The organism is Lactococcus sp. S64 (assembly GCF_016516525.1).
In the GTDB taxonomy this organism is placed as follows: domain Bacteria; phylum Bacillota; class Bacilli; order Lactobacillales; family Streptococcaceae; genus Lactococcus; species Lactococcus lactis.
This window is the reverse complement of the sequence record NZ_JACVUQ010000010.1, coordinates 43,333-60,509: the sequence shown is the minus strand read 5'-3', so window position 1 is coordinate 60,509 and position 17,177 is coordinate 43,333. Positions and strand designations below refer to the sequence as shown.

The 17,177-nt window shown below is 33.3% G+C and carries 18 protein-coding genes; all 18 read right to left on the bottom strand.

Annotation, left to right across the window (positions count from 1 at the left end; genetic code table 11):
* Positions 1–329 precede the first annotated feature (329 nt).
* Positions 330–623 carry a DUF4176 domain-containing protein gene (locus IAE51_RS10325; protein WP_200095339.1) on the bottom strand — a complete coding sequence of 98 codons (294 nt, stop codon included), beginning with the start codon at positions 621–623 and terminating at the stop codon, positions 330–332.
* Positions 624–1,280, bottom strand: a complete 657-nt coding sequence (locus IAE51_RS10320; RefSeq protein ID WP_200095337.1) for a hypothetical protein — start codon at positions 1,278–1,280, stop codon at positions 624–626.
* Positions 1,274–2,635, bottom strand: a complete 1,362-nt coding sequence (locus IAE51_RS10315) for a hypothetical protein (protein ID WP_200095335.1) — start codon at positions 2,633–2,635, stop codon at positions 1,274–1,276. The genes IAE51_RS10320 and IAE51_RS10315 overlap by 7 nt, the downstream gene beginning before the upstream one ends.
* Positions 2,626–2,982: a hypothetical protein gene (locus IAE51_RS10310; RefSeq protein ID WP_200095333.1), complete on the bottom strand. Its 357-nt coding sequence runs from the start codon at positions 2,980–2,982 to the stop codon at positions 2,626–2,628. The genes IAE51_RS10315 and IAE51_RS10310 overlap by 10 nt, the downstream gene beginning before the upstream one ends.
* Complete coding sequence (locus IAE51_RS10305) at positions 2,982–3,260, bottom strand: hypothetical protein (RefSeq protein ID WP_200095332.1); 279 nt, start codon at positions 3,258–3,260, stop codon at positions 2,982–2,984. Before IAE51_RS10305 ends, IAE51_RS10310 begins: the two co-directional genes overlap by 1 nt.
* Positions 3,261–3,311: 51 nt before the next feature.
* Positions 3,312–3,602, bottom strand: coding sequence for a WXG100 family type VII secretion target (locus tag IAE51_RS10300; protein WP_200095331.1), 291 nt, complete (start codon positions 3,600–3,602; stop codon positions 3,312–3,314).
* A gap of 473 nt (positions 3,603–4,075) precedes the next feature.
* Positions 4,076–4,438, bottom strand: a complete 363-nt coding sequence (locus IAE51_RS10295; RefSeq protein WP_200095330.1) for a hypothetical protein — start codon at positions 4,436–4,438, stop codon at positions 4,076–4,078.
* 359 nt (positions 4,439–4,797) lie between these two features.
* A complete protein-coding gene (locus IAE51_RS10290; RefSeq protein ID WP_200095329.1) occupies positions 4,798–5,889 on the bottom strand; it encodes a hypothetical protein in 1,092 nt (363 codons plus the stop codon).
* 80 nt (positions 5,890–5,969) lie between these two features.
* The gene (locus IAE51_RS10285; protein ID WP_003131418.1) at positions 5,970–6,869 is read right to left on the bottom strand and encodes a DMT family transporter; all 900 of its coding nucleotides are present in this window, start codon (positions 6,867–6,869) and stop codon (positions 5,970–5,972) included.
* A 330-nt stretch (positions 6,870–7,199) separates the two neighbouring features.
* Positions 7,200–8,477 carry a citrate:cation symporter gene (locus IAE51_RS10280; RefSeq protein WP_003131417.1) on the bottom strand — a complete coding sequence of 426 codons (1,278 nt, stop codon included), beginning with the start codon at positions 8,475–8,477 and terminating at the stop codon, positions 7,200–7,202.
* A gap of 14 nt (positions 8,478–8,491) precedes the next feature.
* Entirely contained in the window at positions 8,492–10,114 is a 1,623-nt protein-coding gene (locus tag IAE51_RS10275) for a malolactic enzyme (RefSeq protein ID WP_200095328.1), read from the bottom strand.
* 416 nt (positions 10,115–10,530) lie between these two features.
* Entirely contained in the window at positions 10,531–12,072 is a 1,542-nt protein-coding gene (gene abc-f, locus IAE51_RS10270; RefSeq protein ID WP_200095327.1) for a ribosomal protection-like ABC-F family protein, read from the bottom strand.
* Positions 12,073–12,157: 85 nt separating this feature from the next.
* Positions 12,158–12,319, bottom strand: coding sequence for a hypothetical protein (locus IAE51_RS10265; RefSeq protein WP_003131412.1), 162 nt, complete (start codon positions 12,317–12,319; stop codon positions 12,158–12,160).
* A 273-nt stretch (positions 12,320–12,592) separates the two neighbouring features.
* The gene (locus IAE51_RS10260) at positions 12,593–13,354 is read right to left on the bottom strand and encodes a (S)-acetoin forming diacetyl reductase (protein ID WP_012897548.1); all 762 of its coding nucleotides are present in this window, start codon (positions 13,352–13,354) and stop codon (positions 12,593–12,595) included.
* A gap of 29 nt (positions 13,355–13,383) precedes the next feature.
* Positions 13,384–14,454, bottom strand: a complete 1,071-nt coding sequence (locus tag IAE51_RS10255) for a 2,3-butanediol dehydrogenase (protein WP_017864389.1) — start codon at positions 14,452–14,454, stop codon at positions 13,384–13,386.
* Between the two features lie 224 nt (positions 14,455–14,678).
* A complete protein-coding gene (locus IAE51_RS10250; protein ID WP_200095325.1) occupies positions 14,679–15,923 on the bottom strand; it encodes an FtsW/RodA/SpoVE family cell cycle protein in 1,245 nt (414 codons plus the stop codon).
* A gap of 220 nt (positions 15,924–16,143) precedes the next feature.
* The gene (locus tag IAE51_RS10245) at positions 16,144–16,749 is read right to left on the bottom strand and encodes a TVP38/TMEM64 family protein (RefSeq protein WP_003131406.1); all 606 of its coding nucleotides are present in this window, start codon (positions 16,747–16,749) and stop codon (positions 16,144–16,146) included.
* Positions 16,746–17,177, bottom strand: a complete 432-nt coding sequence (locus IAE51_RS10240; RefSeq protein WP_003131405.1) for a CvfD/Ygs/GSP13 family RNA-binding post-transcriptional regulator — start codon at positions 17,175–17,177, stop codon at positions 16,746–16,748. Before IAE51_RS10240 ends, IAE51_RS10245 begins: the two co-directional genes overlap by 4 nt.

The following is a 17,177-nucleotide window of genomic DNA, read 5'->3' as shown; positions in this document are numbered from 1 at the left end:
TTTTGAATCCCTTAAAATTGATCCCTTACGAAGTTAAAGAAGTTAAAATTCAAAAAAAGATTTCTGACGCTTTATTCAACTATATGGAAATTTCCTTAAACAGCTTAATTTCAGTAGAAACCTAAAAAACCGAAAGGATGTTTCATTTCTTCGGTTTTTTTGTATAATCCTCGACTGTTCTCAAACACTTGATTCTGGTTTAAGCAGTGCTAATATTCGTAGAAAATCAAGATAAGAAGAAACGCTCTTCGAACGTTTAGAAAAAAGCACTTTTCGAGCTTTTTATTTTTAAAACATTAAAATTACTTGGCAATAAACACAATTAGTTATTATTTTAAATTAGAATTTCCTTTTTTCAAATTAGAATTTTTTTCTCTCCATTTGCTATATAGTTCAATAAATCTTTTTTCTTCTCCATCTTTATATCCTTCAAACACTACTTCATCGATATCTTCATCATTAAAGTAATACACTTGTTCAGGGTCTAATCCGTTAGGATAAATAGCACCTGTATAGTCAAATAAAACTTTTTCTTCATTTTGTTCTACTATAGGTCCTCGATTCAAAATCATTATTTTTTGATTTCCCTCTGATAAATAAATAATACTTCCAATTGGTAACATTCAATTTTCCTCTTTTTCTATAATTTGATATTTAATTGTTTCATCAGGAACATATATTTTATTGTTCCACATATTTCCAACTGCCACCGCAATTGCTGGGAAGAATAAAACATAAGAAACCTCCCTCAATGAGATAACAAATAGAAAGATAAATAATAATACAACTAATATTTGTTTTAACCTAATGAATCTAGTATTAACAACTTTTTGATTTTCTACAGGCATTAAAATGAAACTGGCACTTTCGCTTATATCAAGTTCTTCTTTTCTCTTTATATATCTTAAGAAAATAAAAATAAATGAAAATATTATTATGGATAGTGCCACTCCTTCTAAAAATCTTTTATCCCTAAAAAATGAACCAACAACCAAGACACATATAGGATATAATCCTAAGATTTCAAATACTCCAGGAAATTTTCCAATCCATGGCATTCGTTTTGCTCCATACTTTCTATCGTCAGCCACTTCATATATTTTCCATCTTTTTTCCCTTCCTTGATAAAAGATTTTGAACGGAAAATAATTTCTGAAATCAAACCCGTCAAAATAATCTATCACATACGTTTTCCCATGCATTTCAATCTGGTAATAACGACTATTGATTCGTTTTAAATCTTCAATACGGTATTTTCTATATTTATTTTCTACTACCATCCAAAAGCACCTTTGAGAGATTTCAGAGGATTGTTTAATGCTTTACCGACTTCCTTAGCAGTATTTTTTATATTATTTCCAGCATCGTTAAGAAAATCTCCTGCTCCATTAATAACATCTCTCACAGGTTTCACGTTATCATATAACGCTTTAACAGCCATACCTGCAGCAGCACCAACAACAATTGCTCCTGCAACTGGTAAAGCAACTGTAGCAACTGCAGCTAGGGCAGTACCACCAGCAATCATTCCAGAACTCACAGCAAATCCTGCAGCAGCTGTCCCAACAGAAGCACCAATCCCCCCTGCCCAATAACTTGCGGCCGTGGAAACCCCACTATAAACCATAGCACGTCCCCCATTATGATATTCTGCATTATATTCATTATAATTTTCTACCGCTCCTAGACCTACTAAGAGCTTACTGCCCCATTTTGCACCAGTACCAATGACCTTGCTAACTGGATTAGACACTCCTTTGAGTTTACCACTTAACCATCTTCTTGGTGCAAAATTATCTTTTACAAAACCAATCCCTCCCGTTCCATGTGGTTGTAATTTCGCACCCCAAGAACGTCCTATATTTTTACCTTCTTTTATTACCTTATCAGCAACACTATCTAAAAATTGTGATAAAGATTCATTAAACCATTCTTTCTTATCAGAGACTTTATTTCCCAACTCCCCTGCCAAATGCTCTAAACGTTTCATATCTTTACTATTTGCTACTTTAAGAATAAAATTACCAGTTTTATCAAACTCTGCCAATCCAAATGCAAAAACCATATCCATAGCCGTTTTAAAATCATTTGCTGAAGCAGTGAAAAGTGTACTCACATGAGTATTAAATTCATGTAATTTCTGAAGTTTTTCTTGCACTTTTTGAATATCATGGGCATTCGTTCCCATATACGAAGAAAGCTGAGTACTGAAATCACCATAACTGGTATTCAATTCACTATTTTCTGGATGTATAGCGGCTTGCTGATTATAGAAACTGATTTGTGAAGATAAAGCAGATTGTTGAGTACGTAAAGTTTCGAGTTGCTCATTGAGTTTATCTTCATCTAAAATTTCCGAACCTGCACTTGACGCAAAACCTTCATACTGCTTACCATCTGATTTTACCTTTTCAAGTGCTTCTGAAGCCTTAGAAATCGTTGGAAGAATTAATTCTGAAAACATGCCTTTTCCTGCGGTATAAGCTGCACCTGATAGTTCTTTTCCGTTTAATGCTTCAATAAGATGTTGACTGGCTTGATTGAGCTTGTCAATCATTTCTTGTGCAGTAGCGATATTGGCATTAAGTGCAGAAACAAGGCCTTGTGACTCCGTTGGATGATAAATTAATCCCATGCTAAGGTATCCCTTTCTCTTTGAAGTTGTTCACGTTCATTTTCAACTTGATATCGAGCGCTTCGATAAGAATTTTCCAATTCATCTTGCTGTTGTCGAATCACATTAGACAGATATTTCTGTTTTTGAAACGTTTCATCATAATTCCATGCAAGCGTTCCTCTTTTATTGATATTATCATCAATTTCTTGAAGTTTTCTAAAACCTTGCATAATCACAGTTTCAAAGCTCTCAATTTGTTTTTTAGCTTGCCGTTCTTCAAGATAGAGTTCGTCAGTTTCTTGCTCTTTTAAGGCAATCTTGCGGTTATATTCTAAACGTTTGTCCGCATTTTTATCTCTCTGCATTAGAACCCCCAATTCATTCCACTTAAATCTACCGCATCTTGTTTATCTCGTGCTTCAATCACTTCAGATAACTTTGGAAATTTATCCACCTGTTTTTTTACGCTTGTTTCCAATTGAGTTAAATCTCCAATGATTGAATTAGAGAGCTTAACCGCACTTTTCATGCCTGTAATATTACTCTCTCCAAGTGAAAACTGTTGACTAGAAGCTTGGCCTTTATTAAACTGTGAGACGGCTGCTTGGGCTGAACCCAAATCTGAACTTACTTTTCCTGACATCTATCTCTCCTTTCTTACAAAAATAAAAGTAGCCCTCTAGGCTACTTCCCTTTAGAACCCAAAGCTTTGAGCGTCTTGTGCGTCACGTTCGGCTACTGTATCCGCATATTTGTTCAATTGTTGATTAATGCTTTCAAGCAATTCTTCAAACTTACAAACGTTTTGTTCCAATTGATTGTATTGCTCCAAATAAGCTTGGAAAGCTTGACCTTTCCATTCTTCAGCGATTGTGCTATTCATAGAATTAACACGTTGAATCGCTTGTTCAATTTGATCTTTTGACTGAAGATATACTTGAGACTGGCTTTTGAGTTCTTCGGGTGTGACAGAGATTTGTGACATTTTGCATTTTCCTTTTTATTTGATAAGCTTATTTTACTTATTTTTCATTTGAATGTCAATAGGTTATTCCTTTTACAAATAATTCTTCATTTATGAGTTTGCTTTATCAAATTGCATTTTATCTATATAAGTTACCTTAACAATAAAGCATACTCTGGTTTCCTAATTTTAAATCAAGATATGAAAAAGTACCTGAGGAATCAAAAGACGCAGATACTTCTTTTATTTCTGATATGATTTGTTGAAAAGTATCCTCTATTTTATTACTCTTTGAAAAATTGGAGTTTTTCAGAAACAAACCTTTTGTGTTCTTCTTCAGTAAATATTTTTGATTTTAAAACTATATCATAGAACATTTTATTTCTCAGAATGTATTATAATCAGTCTTAAAATTTGCAATCTTATTTAGCTTAAAATTTTTTAATGTAATAATACTTGAAGAGCCTGAATCATCTCCAAGTACAATTCTAATTTCATGTTCCATAGCATAATTTCACACCCATATATTCTTTCAGAATATCTATAAGTATTGGAAAGCCTTTGTCAAAGTCATTATTATCTAATTCAGTTACTCGGTCAACTTTATTTGATATTTTCCTAAACCGTTCACTTGATGTTAAATAGTATTCATCAACGTATTCAACTTTAAAATGCGAAAAATATCCTAAACATCCATTTTTTAATTTGATATTATTCAAAGACTTTAACAAATCTTCTACACAAAAAACAGAAAAATACTCTCCATAATTTTTTCTAAAATAATCTAAAATTTCTTTGGGTATTTTAAATGAAATATTATTTTCACTGAAGGTCAGCCACTCTTTTTCTAATAACATAAAGCTAAAAATATGCTGATTTTCAAAATATTTTTGATTGATTAAAATAATATTTCCTGAAAATCTCTTCCCACTTTCTGTTTGTAATGTGACTTTACTATTCTCACGAAAACGTTGTTCTAAAATACCTTCGTTGTCATCTCCTCTTCCTGTTCATAATTTTTTTGCATTATGATGCAGAAAAGTATGAAAGGATTCTAAGAGTATTATGATTTTTTTAAAAACGTAATGAAAAGCGTAGTTAAAAACCCCTACTAGTACTCTCACCCCTTATAAACAAAGGGTTGAGAGTTTTCATTCTCACATGTTAATATTATAACACACTTTAGTAGCTAACATTTTGTCAGAAATGGATATTTTTAGTTTGCTTTCAAAATTTTAACTGGAAATTTTTTACCTTTAAATTGATTCTGAGTTAGTTCCATCTGTGCTGTTAAATAATTCTTTAAAAGTGGTTTTTTTATACTCGTTAATGTAATTTTTTGAAGTTGATTTTTCTTAACATATCTACTGAAATCAAAGGTTTGTTTCCACCAAGTTGGATGTTTACCATCTACAATTGCATAACCTTCTCCTGCTAATAATTGATGATCATAATATCTATTCTCAATATCCTTAAAATCATCTTTAGAGTAAATGCTAGATTCATGCATTACTCTATCAGTCACAACAATTGCTTTTTGATTATTTTTGGTCCCATATGTTTCAAATGCAAATTCTACTTTATTTGTTTTTGAATCTAAAACATAGTAAACTTGTGAATCTACTAAGCTATAAGTATCTTTAATTTTATCTTTGAATATCCACCCTCCTAAGGTGAATACAAAAATCCCAATATAAATTACAACTTTTTTCCATGGATTCACTTTTTTTGCTCGAACAGATCTATCGATTTTTTCAAAAGGGTTTTCTGTAAAAAGGTCATCTTGTTCAAAGCCACTTTTTTTAAACCATACTTCTTCACAAATAATAGAAAGCTCATTTATATCCATTGAAATTATAGAACCGTGAATCGTCAATTTAATATTTAAATTGTGACCTGGTTCAAAATAATTTTGATAAAATTTTAAACGTTTGTACCAAGCTTTTTTTTCAATATGAATAGAATCAAAAGAATTTTGTTCGCAAATATACAAGGTATTTGACCGAACATAGATTCCCCGAATATTTCTCCATTCAATCTTAACATTACGAAATAATAATCGTAATAAAATTCCTTCTTGATCAATGACAGCTAATTTGCGACGTGAATGATTTAATAAAAAAAACAAAAGATAAATAAATAGTATTCCAATAACCAGACTCAATAAAACAAATTGGTGCACATTGAAATCTATTGATTGCCAAACCAAAAAATACTCAATAGAAGGTAAAAATAGACAAAGTGACCATAACCCTCCTAATGTCCAAGTGTCAGTTCTTATTTCCAATGGTAAATAATACTCTTCCATAAAAATTCTCTCCTAATAAAAATATTATATCAGAATTTTCTAATAAAACAGTTTTAAAAAAAGAAACCCCTAGGTTTCTTTTAAGCTTGTTCTGATTTCGATAGAAGAATAACAGACACGATGACCATAACAATCCCTAGTAATTCGAGTGGGGTTAACTTCAAGCCAAATAATGGAATACTTAAAAAAACAGAAGTCAATGGTTCAGTAGCTGTTGCAACAGAAACAACAAGCGGTGAAATCAATTGAAAGGCCCTTAAAAGCAACAAAAAAGCCAGTGCTGTTCCAACAATAGAGATTGTTAAAACATAAAAAATTGACAAGGGTTCAATTCGAAAATCAATACGCCAAACTGGATAGAAGATATTACAGGCAATCCCCGCAAGCATCATTCCCCACCCGGTCATATTGAGTGCGCCATATTTATCTAATAATGGCCGAGGGATGATTGAGTAAATAACAACAGCTACACCAGCGAGAAGTCCTGTTACAAGGGCTAGGGGACTGATTGATAAATGTTTGATATTTCCGTCCGTAATCAACAAAAAAACACCTATCATTGCTAAAATGACGAATAAGACCGATTTGGGTTTTGGTACTTGGCGTTGAAAAATGAGTAAATAAAGCATAATAAAAACGGGTGCTGTATATTGTAAAATTGTCGCTGTAGCACTATTTGAAAGTTGAATGGCCACATAATAAAAATATTGAACAGAAAATACCCCACCAAAAACATACAAAAAGAGGGTTGGCATATTCTTTTTTGATTTCCAGACATCAAAAAAACGCTTATGGTCTCGCGAAAAAGACATGGCCAATAAAATAATACCAGCAATCGTTAAACGTGTTGATGTAATCCAAAGCGGGCTACCATGATAATCACGGAAAAAAAGCTGACCAAAAATGCCAGAAATTCCCCACATACAGCCGGCAACTACTGCATAAAGTGTGCCTTTAAAAATTTGTTTTTTTACATTCATTTTTATATTATACCATACATCAAGAGGGTTCATTAGGGTTCAATCATCATTATATTTTTATATATTACGTTCTCGATTATTAGTGAGTTTAAGACATAATGGAGTTAAAAGAATAGCTTAATATTTTATCAAACAAGGAGTGGTATCTTAAAGATTTGCAGAAAATTTGTTAAATCTTTACATTATTTTACTATCAATATGGCTCCAAAATTTTATATTTACTTGAACTACTTCATGCGAGAGGCGGTATAGTCCCAACTATTTTATTTCCTTAATCAGTTAATTTTGTAAAAAAAAAAACATTTTATATAAAATGTTTTTTTGGTTATTTTAATAAAAGAATCGGATAAGAATTCCACCGAAGATAAGGACAATTGCACCACAGAGTCTATTAGCCATCTGTGCAAAAGCAATCATTTCCATTCTATCTGATGCAGACAACACAGCAATGTTACCTGTTCCACCCATAGAATTATTGATCATCCCTGCACCAATGGCAGTTTCGACTGGATAAAGTCCAAAGAGGCGAGCCAAGAACCAGCTAGCAAGTCCCATTACAACAACACTTGTCAAGCAAAGTACAACAAATTGCCATGTAAATGCTGAAGCAAGAGTATTCAAGTCAATCAAAGCAAGACCAATACCTGCCAAAACAGCATGAGTAAGGTTTGTCATAATCACTTGGTTAAACATTACAACAGATTCTTCTAAATCTTTAGGAACAGTATTTGTTGCTTTCAAGATAAATACAATAATAATCATAAATGCATATTGATGAATATTAGGGAAGAATTTGTTCAAGATGTCACCAGCCATCAAAAGAGCAAAGGCAAAGAGCATTCCTGTTCCGATTTGTTGAGCATCTAATTTTATTTTAGGTTTAGCCAACTCTTCTTTAGTTGCTGCAACAAGAGTCCCATGTCCATTATATTTAGATTTGTTGAATACTTTAGCGATAGATAAGGCACCAATAATCGCAAGAATATTACCAAAAGTAACTGCTGGGGCAAGTTGAGAGAAGATAGCTGCTTGGTTTCCATGAGCCAATCCGGCTGCATAGATTTGAGAGAGTGGAGTAATTCCGGCTCCCATACCACCTGACATCATTGGCATAGAAACATACATTACAGAATCAGCAAATCCATTACCAATAAGCATTCCTACAAGACCTACTGAGAAGAAACCAATAACCATAGTGATTAAAGCAATCGGAATAAATTTCTTGGAAGCTTTAACCAAAAGATTTCTGTTCATTCCTAAAATAGATCCACAGATAAGTGCAGCTATATAAAAATCAAGAAATCCAAATTTCCCTCCCATAAAATTGGAAACTGCTCCAATAACATTTGAAGGAACAATGTGGAAGAAAGATAATAGAGTAGCACCAATTAAAGTGAAAACAGATCCCCCACCTAAGTATGAATTCATAATAGGGAGTTTTTCTCCTATGAAGTATAATAGGTGACCTAATGTTACAAGTAGGAGAGTTAACCCTACCATATCAAGTGGAAGTTTTCCTAATAGTGTTACAACTATGATGACAGCTACGAAAAAGGCATATAAGGGAAGACTAATTCCCGATATTTTCGTTTCTTTAAGTTTTTTCATTTAAGATATTCCCCTTAGTACTCTGGATACCATTTAAGATCACGAACTGCTTTAGCCATATCAGTTTCTTTAGATTCAGTAAGACCTTGTTCTTGAGCTTTCTTAGCAACTGCTTCTGCAACTTTAATTGATACATCAGCAACAAATTCAAATGGAGGAAGAACAGGAGCACCTGGTTTACCTGGATCTACTAAACCGCTCAATGAATGTGCAGCTGCACCGATCATTTCATCTGTCAAAAGTTTTGCTTCAGATGCCAACATTCCTAAGCCCAAACCTGGGTAGATAAGTGAGTTATTTGCTTGACCAATTTGATAATCAACACCTTTGTAGTTGATTGTTCCTGAAGGAACACCAGTAGCGACAAAAGCTTTTCCATCAGACCACTCAATAACTTGTTCAGCTGTAGCTTCCATTTTTTTAGTTGGATTTGAGATAGGGAAGATTACTGGGCGTTCTGTATTAGCACACATTGCTTCAACAACTTCTTTTGTAAAGGCACCTGGATTAGTTGAAGTTCCTACTAAAATAGTTGGTTTTACTGTCTTAATAACGTTAAGAAGGTCAGTCATATCTCCAGCATCTTTATAATCAGCACGTTTTTTAGCAAATGGTTTTTGAGCTGGTGTAAGGTCTTCCATATCATCAAAAAGTAAACCTTGTTGATCAATCATGAAGAAATACTTGTAAGCTTCTTCTTCAGAAAGACCTTCACTAACCATTTCAGCATGAACACGACCAGCAATCCCTGCACCGGCTGAACCACCACCATAGCAAAGGTATACTTGATCAGTTAATTTTTCACCTGTAATGTCAAGTGATCCGAAAATACCACCTAAAACAACAATACCAGTTCCTTGAATGTCATCATTAAATGTTGGGATTTTTGTTTTGTAGTTATTTAAAATTGTTGCAGCATTTGAACGTCCGAAATCTTCCCAGTGAAGGTACAATTTAGGGAAAATTGATTCTGCAGTTTCTACAAATTGATCGACGAAACTGTAGTATTGGTCACCGTAAATACGTTCTTGATGGTTTCCAAGATACAAATGATCTTCTAAAAGTTCTTTTCTATTTGTTCCTGCATCAATAACAACTGGAAGTACAGACGCTGGATCAATACCTGCTGCGGCTGTATAAATCATTAATTTACCAACTGAGATATCAACACCTTGAGTTCCCCAGTCTCCGATACCAAGGATTCCTTCAGCATCAGTTACAACAATAAGACGAATTTCTCTGTCACCTGCAGCATTTTTTAATGTTTCAGTAATGTTTTCAGGGTGGTTAATATCAAGATAAGCAGCATATTGTGGATCTACGAACAAATGACTGTAGTTTTCAATTGTATCAGCAATTGTTGGATCATAAACAACTGGATTAAATTCTACAATATGTTTGTTAAATAAGTAGTAAAACAAAGTACGGTTTGTATTAAAAATTTCCATCAAGAAATGACGTTTTTCTAAATCAGATGGTTTTGTCAAATATTGTTCGTAAGTTTGTTCAGCTTGTTCTTCAATTGTTTGAACAGTTGGTGGAAGAAGACCAATCAACCCCAATTCTTGACGTTCTTTCATAGTAAAAGCTGTTCCTTTATTTAAAAAAGGATTGTTTAAAATTTCATGTGCACGCATCGTACAACCTCCATAAAAATTATAATTAATGTTATTACTTTATTACTATAAACTTCTTTTATCGTTATAGTCAAATCCCTTGGTGTTGATAAATTTTATTTATAACGCATAAATAATGTCAATGTTTATCTAAAAAGCTTGATATAAAAATAGATGATATTAATCAAAGAAATGATAGTAATAATTAGCTTATAACTATTAAATGATGAACTACTCTTCTCCTATTACTATTCCTAATTTATCGGGCTTTCAAACAATTTAAGATTAATATTTTTTGTCAATGCTGGTTGGGTATCTAAAGTATACATTTTTTTAAATAAAAACAAAATTGTGCGCTTTGCTTTATTCATATTTTCTATTATATGAAAGTATTCTAAAAAAGTAGAGTAAAATCACTCTACTTTTATTTTTTAAATTTATGTATCTTTTAGGTTAATAATTTGATTAGAAATTTTTTCAACAAAAGCTTGATCATGTTCGACCAGAAGAATTGTTGGATGATAAGTTTCTAGAAGTTGAATTATTTGTTCACGATTAAACACGTCAAGATAATTAAGCGGCTCATCCCAGAGATAAAGCTCTGCTTCTTGCGATAAACTACGAGCTAATTCAACCTTTTTTTGTTGTCCTTGACTCATCGTTTCTATCTTTTGGCTAAATTGCTTGCGCTCCATCCCCAGTTTTCTGAGATTAGCTAAAAATAATTCATAATCTAATTGATATTCGGTAGCAAAGTCTTTCAGATAACCACGATTATCATAAATCTGACGAACAAATGATAGCCTTATCCCCTGAGGAAATTGAAGAAATCCACTGTGCTCACCAGAAAAATCACCAGATAAATATTTAATAATACTTGATTTCCCTTGACCATTTGGTCCGACAATTGCTGCAATCTCTCCCACTTTCAAAGAAAAATCAATCGGCTGGAAAAGTAATTTTTCGGTAAATCCAAGAGAAAAATTTTCAAACTGAATCAGTCTTTTATGATGTGAAGGTTGAAAATTCATGATAAGAGGTTCAGTTTTTTCGATATTTTTGAGTAATTTCTCTTTATTCTCAACTTCCTGTCCCATTCGTTTTTCAATTGATTTTGCTCGTTGATTCTGTTTTTTGGCAACTTTTTTATCCACAAAGGTTGCTCCGGCAACATTTTCTCGTTGATTAGACCAATCTCTTTTTTCTAACGAAGTCTTTTTCAGCCTTGAAATATCTTTACGTAATTTTTCGTCTTTAGCAAGTTCAAAGTCATCACGCAACTGTTTTTCTCGTTCATAAGTTGAGAAATTTCCCTGATAGAGAACTATTTGCTGACGTTCAATTGCCAAGGTGTGGTCACAGACTTCGTCAAGAAAATTTCGGTCATGTGATACAACGATAAATCCTGATTTCTTTTGAAGATAGTCAGCAACTATTTTTCTACTTTCCAGATCCAAATGATTTGTTGGTTCATCAATTAGTTGAAAATTGTCCTCATCTAAAAATAAAATTGCCAAGAGACACTTGGTTTGTTCCCCACCTGATAAACTTCCAAAAGGACGCCAAAGAATTTCTAAATCAACTTTCAATAAAGATAATTCACGTTCTAATTTCCATTGTTCAAATTCGGCTAATTCATTTAGCACATAATAAGTTAATTGTGAATTTCTGTCAGTAATTTTTACTGACAGACTTTCTACAGAATATTTATCAGCAGTATTTTGTTTTTTAGATTTATCTTTATCATTAAAATCTTCTTCTGTCAGTAATTGGGGGAAGTAAACAAAGTTTTTGCCAGTAATTATCGAGCTGTCAGTAGTTATTTTACCTTGTAGTAAGTTTAAAAGAGTTGATTTTCCACGGCCATTTCGCCCTACTAATCCTAATTTCCAACGGTCATCAATATTTATTTGGGCATGATTGAAAATCAGGTTATCCCCGTAGCCAAAGGTTAAGTCTTTAAATTCAATATTTGACATTTAATTCTCCTCTCATTTGTGAGAATTAAGAAATCTAATTTGAGTAGAAAAACTCAGAGTGAGTTCCTCTGAATGTTCATAAATCTCAAATTCCCGCTTTTCTTGGAGCATTAATTTTTGCTCCGTGTTGATTTTGCTTGGTTGCTTTTACTGCTGTCATCCCATTAGTATTTTTCCCTGCAAATTGCGGTTTATTCTTCTTAATTTGTTCTAGTTTAGCTTGCATTTCTTTTTGTTTTTGATTCATTATTTTCTCCTTAAATTAAAAAACTCTTTTCACAACTTAGGTGAAAAGAGCTTTAAAAGATACAAATTCTGACAAATTGCCCAATCTGTAAACATAATAAAAGTCTATTCTCTCTAAGTTATGAAGACAACAAAAACACTCGATTTTTACGAATATTTTTAAAGTTCAAAACTTAGATTTTCAATAGACCTTACCTCGTTCATTTATTTAAGACAATTATAGCACAAAATAAAATGAACTGTCAAGATAAAAACTTGACAGTTCATTTTTAGATTAATGGAATTGCATTCCTCCATCAACAATAATTGTTTGACCAGTAATATAGTTTGAATCAGGGCCAGCTAAGAATGAAACAACATTTGCCACATCTTCAGGCTCAGATAAACGTTTCATGGCAATATCTTTTGCGAAAGTTTGCATTCCCCATTCATCATCTTTACCAGCATTTTTACCAACTTGATGCGCAATATCAAACATCATTGGTGTTTTTACAATCCCTGGTGCATAAGCATTAACTGTGATTCCTTCTTCTGCTAAATCACGAGCAGCAATTTGAGTCATCCCACGAACAGCAAATTTTGAAGAAGAATAGAGCATTAGATTTGGATTTCCAACAACTCCAGCTTGTGAGGTTGCGTTGATAATTTTACCTCCATGACCTAATTTTCTAAAAAGTGCTGTTGCTGTTTGTGTCCCCCACAAAACTCCACCAACATTAATATTATAGACCTGATGAAATTGTTCAGGTGTAATTGTTTCAATTGGTGTTGTTGGGGCAATTCCAGCATTATTAACTACAACATTTAAATCACCAAATTTGTCGACAACAGCATTCAAAGCTGAAATAACTTGTTCACGGTCGGAAACATCAGCTTTAACCGCAAATGAGTTTTCTCCAAGCTCTTTTGCTGCTTTTTGAGCTGTTTCTTCGTTGTAATCAATAATAGCTACTTTAAAACCATCATTATAGAGACGTTTTGCGATTGCAAAACCGATTCCTTGACCTGCTCCAGTAACTGCTGCAATTTTAGACATCTTATTTCTCCTTTATTTATTTATTTATTTTATAGACCTTTACCAGTGGGTGAAACTAAAATTTTAACAGCTGTTTCATTATGATGAATCAGCGTATCAAATCCTTTATCAATCAAATCATCCAAACCGATTTTAGCTGTGATGAATTGGTCCAATTTTATTTTACCTGTTGATACTAGGTCAATTGTTTTTGGATGAGTGTTATTATAAGCAATCGTTCCTAAAAGGTTAGCTTCTTTGATTACTAATTTTGCCATATCAACACTAGCAGGCTTGCCCCAAATTGCAACAATGACAACTGTTCCACCCATACGAATCGCATCTAGACAAGCGTCAAAGCCCGGTTGGACAGAGGTACATTCAAAGGCTGCGTCCACTCCTTTTTCATTAATTTCATGAACTTTAGCTTGAATGTCATCTTCAATTGGATTGAAGAAATAATCAGCAACTTGTGCTTCTTGTGCTTTTTTGCGGCGAAGTCCACTAGGTTCACTGATGATAACAGTATGTCCTTGCGCTTTTGCAACGGCAGCAGTTAAAAGTCCAATTGGTCCAGCACCAACAACTAATACCGTACTCTTTTCACTTAAATTTGCTCGTTCAACAGCGTGATAGCCGACTGATAGTGGCTCAATTAGAGCAGCTTCATCCAATGGTAAGTTATCAGGAATTTTGTGAACCCAACGTTCATCAACAGAAATTTTTTCAGCCAAACCTCCACCATTTCCGCCCAAACCAATAAAGTTTGAACCTTCTGAGAGGTTATAATGTCCAGTTTCACTTGTATCAGTCCCTTCGGGAACGATATAAGGTTCGACAACGACATGGTCACCTACTTTAAGTCCGCTTACTCCTTCACCTATAAAATTTACAACCCCAGACATTTCATGTCCAAGAGTGACTGGTGGTACTTCTCCAGTAATTGGATTAGGATGTTCTGCTGACGGACAAAAAATTGGGCCATCTAAAAATTCATGAAGATCTGTTCCACAAATTCCACACCAAGCCACATCAATGCCAACTTGGCCAGCTTTTACTATTGGTTCATTAATTTCATCAACGCGGATATCCCCGCGGTCGTAAAAACGTGCTGCGCGCATAAAAACGCCTCCTCTATATAGGATGGTTGTCGTTTCAGGCAATCAATTAAATTTAGTATTTGAGATTTCTCTCACGAGTTTATTCTATCATTATTTCTAATAATTTACAAAAATTTAAAGCGTTTTCTTCCTTGATATATATAGACTTTTAAATGATTTATTGTAATAAAAAAGCTACTGAATTTTCTGTCAGTAACTTTTACTTTTTGTATTATTATTAATTGTTAACGTCTATTTCTTCGACGATTTTTTCGACTATCACCCTTAACTGGGATTTGTCTTTGTTCCTTGACAAATTCTGGTAATTGATTATATTTCATTGATAAAACGAGCCCTAAGCCGATGATATTTGCCATTAAGGCCGATCCCCCTTGAGAAATGAAGGGTAAGGGAATACCTGTTAAAGGAACAACACCAATAGCTGCTCCAATATTTTCAAAGACATGGAAGAGAATCATCATAATAATACCCGTTGAAATATAGGTATAAAACTGATTATTTGATTTGAAAGTTACTCGAATCATTCGATAAATCAGCATAAAGTAAAGGAAAATCAAAAAGGCTGATCCAACAAATCCGAAATCTTCAGCAATGACAGTGAAAATCATATCTGATTCTCGAACGGGAACATTGACATTAGCTACACCAATTCCTTTACCCCAAAGACCACCAACACCAACTGAAATCAATGAGCGTGCTTGTTGAAGACTGAAAGTCTGAGAATATTCAAAAGGATGTAACCATGCGATAAAACGATTGACCTGATACTGTGCAAAACTGGTACTTTCAAGAAATTTTTGTCCTTCTGGTGAAGCAACTAGAGCAACAATTCCTCCAGCTACTGCTGCTACGAAAAGAAAAGCTGGCGCAAGTATTTTCCAAGAAATACCCGAAACTAAAATAACTCCTGCTAAAATAGCTATAAATACTAAAAAGGTACCAAAATCTTTTTGAAATACCGAAATTATAGCTACTGGCATTGTTTCCAGTATCAAAAGTCCGATTAATCGGAAATCATCTTTGAGCACTCTTTTCTTTAAATTATTTTGGAAGGTAACTACAATTCTTGCCGAAAATAAAATATAAGAAAGTTTCATAAACTCTGATGGTTGAAAAAGATTACGTCCACCAAAAGCAAGCCAGTTTTTTGCACCTGTTGAAGCATAGGTTGCTTTATCATAGAAAAAGATTGGTAGAATCATTAATATAAGACCTAGCACGTAAAAAAACGGTGTTAAGTTCCATAAAAACCTTGAGTCCATATGCATAACGATTAAAGCAACAAAGAGGCCAACAATAACCCATGTCCCTTGTTGAACAACCATTGTTGTTGCTTGTGTGGGGTGGTCATGACTTACTGCAACATAAAGTGCGTAAAGACCAATCAATATTAACATAAAGGCTGGTAAAATTAGCCCATAATCAATTCGTGAATCAAATGTAAATCTATTTGCTTTCTTGTTTTTCAAAACTAGCTCCAGTCAGTTTAATCTTGTTTTGGCAATTCATTTGGGCAATTTGCTATCACTGAGTTCTAACTTTTGCTTCAAATTTACAAAAACAATTTTATTATTGAGGTGACTTCTGTTTAAAATCATAAATCCATTCTATTATACAATTTTTTTGGATGATTTGGGCATTCTTTCTCAAAAATTCCAATAAAAAAATACTGAAAGCACTTTCAGCATTTTATAAAATGTGCCCTAGAAGGTCTCCTCCAAAAATCAAAAGATAAGAATAGAGGAGAATTGGCAATGGTTTACATAATAAGATACTCCAAGTGAAGAATTTCCAACTCATTTTTGTTTGACTTGCTATTAAAACAAGGGCATCATCTGGGGCAATAGGAGATAAAATGAGGAGCGCGAAAACAATATTAAAGCGCTTTTGCCCCTTATCCAACCAAGCCATGTATTTATTATATGTTTTTTCTTTGACAAAAGTTTTGGCTAATGAAGAACCATATTTTTTACCAAAGTGAAAAAGTAAAAAAGAGCCCGCAACAATTCCAAAGTAATTATAAACAAAACCCCAAACTGGTCCAAAAATCATGACCCCTGCTGCCATTGTAATCCCACCTGGTATGATTGGAACAATGACTTGCAAAATTTGCATACAAAGGAAGATTAATGGTCCTAAAAAACGATGTGCCACAATCAATTGTTGTAAGACCGCTTGATTTTGAAATGCGCCAAGGCGCCATAAATAAATGCCACCAACAATTGTCGCAACAAAGCCTAGAATAGTAATTAAATTAAAAACTCGTTTGATATATCTTAATACGTTATCATTCAAAGAAAATCCTCACTTTGGGCATTTTTTTTGGCTTTAAGGTAGGCTTCATTTTCTTCAATCCAACCTGGCAAATAATTAGCAAGGGTTTTAAAGCCAATTTTATCCCGAGAATCAGTAAAATGTTTTTTTCGGTAAATATGGTGAACTTGCGGATTTTTTTCCAGACTGCGAATTGACAGGCTAATTTTGCCATTATATTCGTCAATATCAATGATTTGTGCCATCACTTTTTGGCCAATTTTAGCAATATCATGAATACTTTTGACATAACCAGATTGAATTTCAGAAATATGAATCAATCCTTTTTGTTCAATTTTTTCTTTATTCGATGAATTATCCAGGTAAAATTTTACAAATGCACCATAATCTTGCATTCCAATAATTTCAACCTCAACAATATCACCGATTTTAGGACTTTTCTTTTCCAT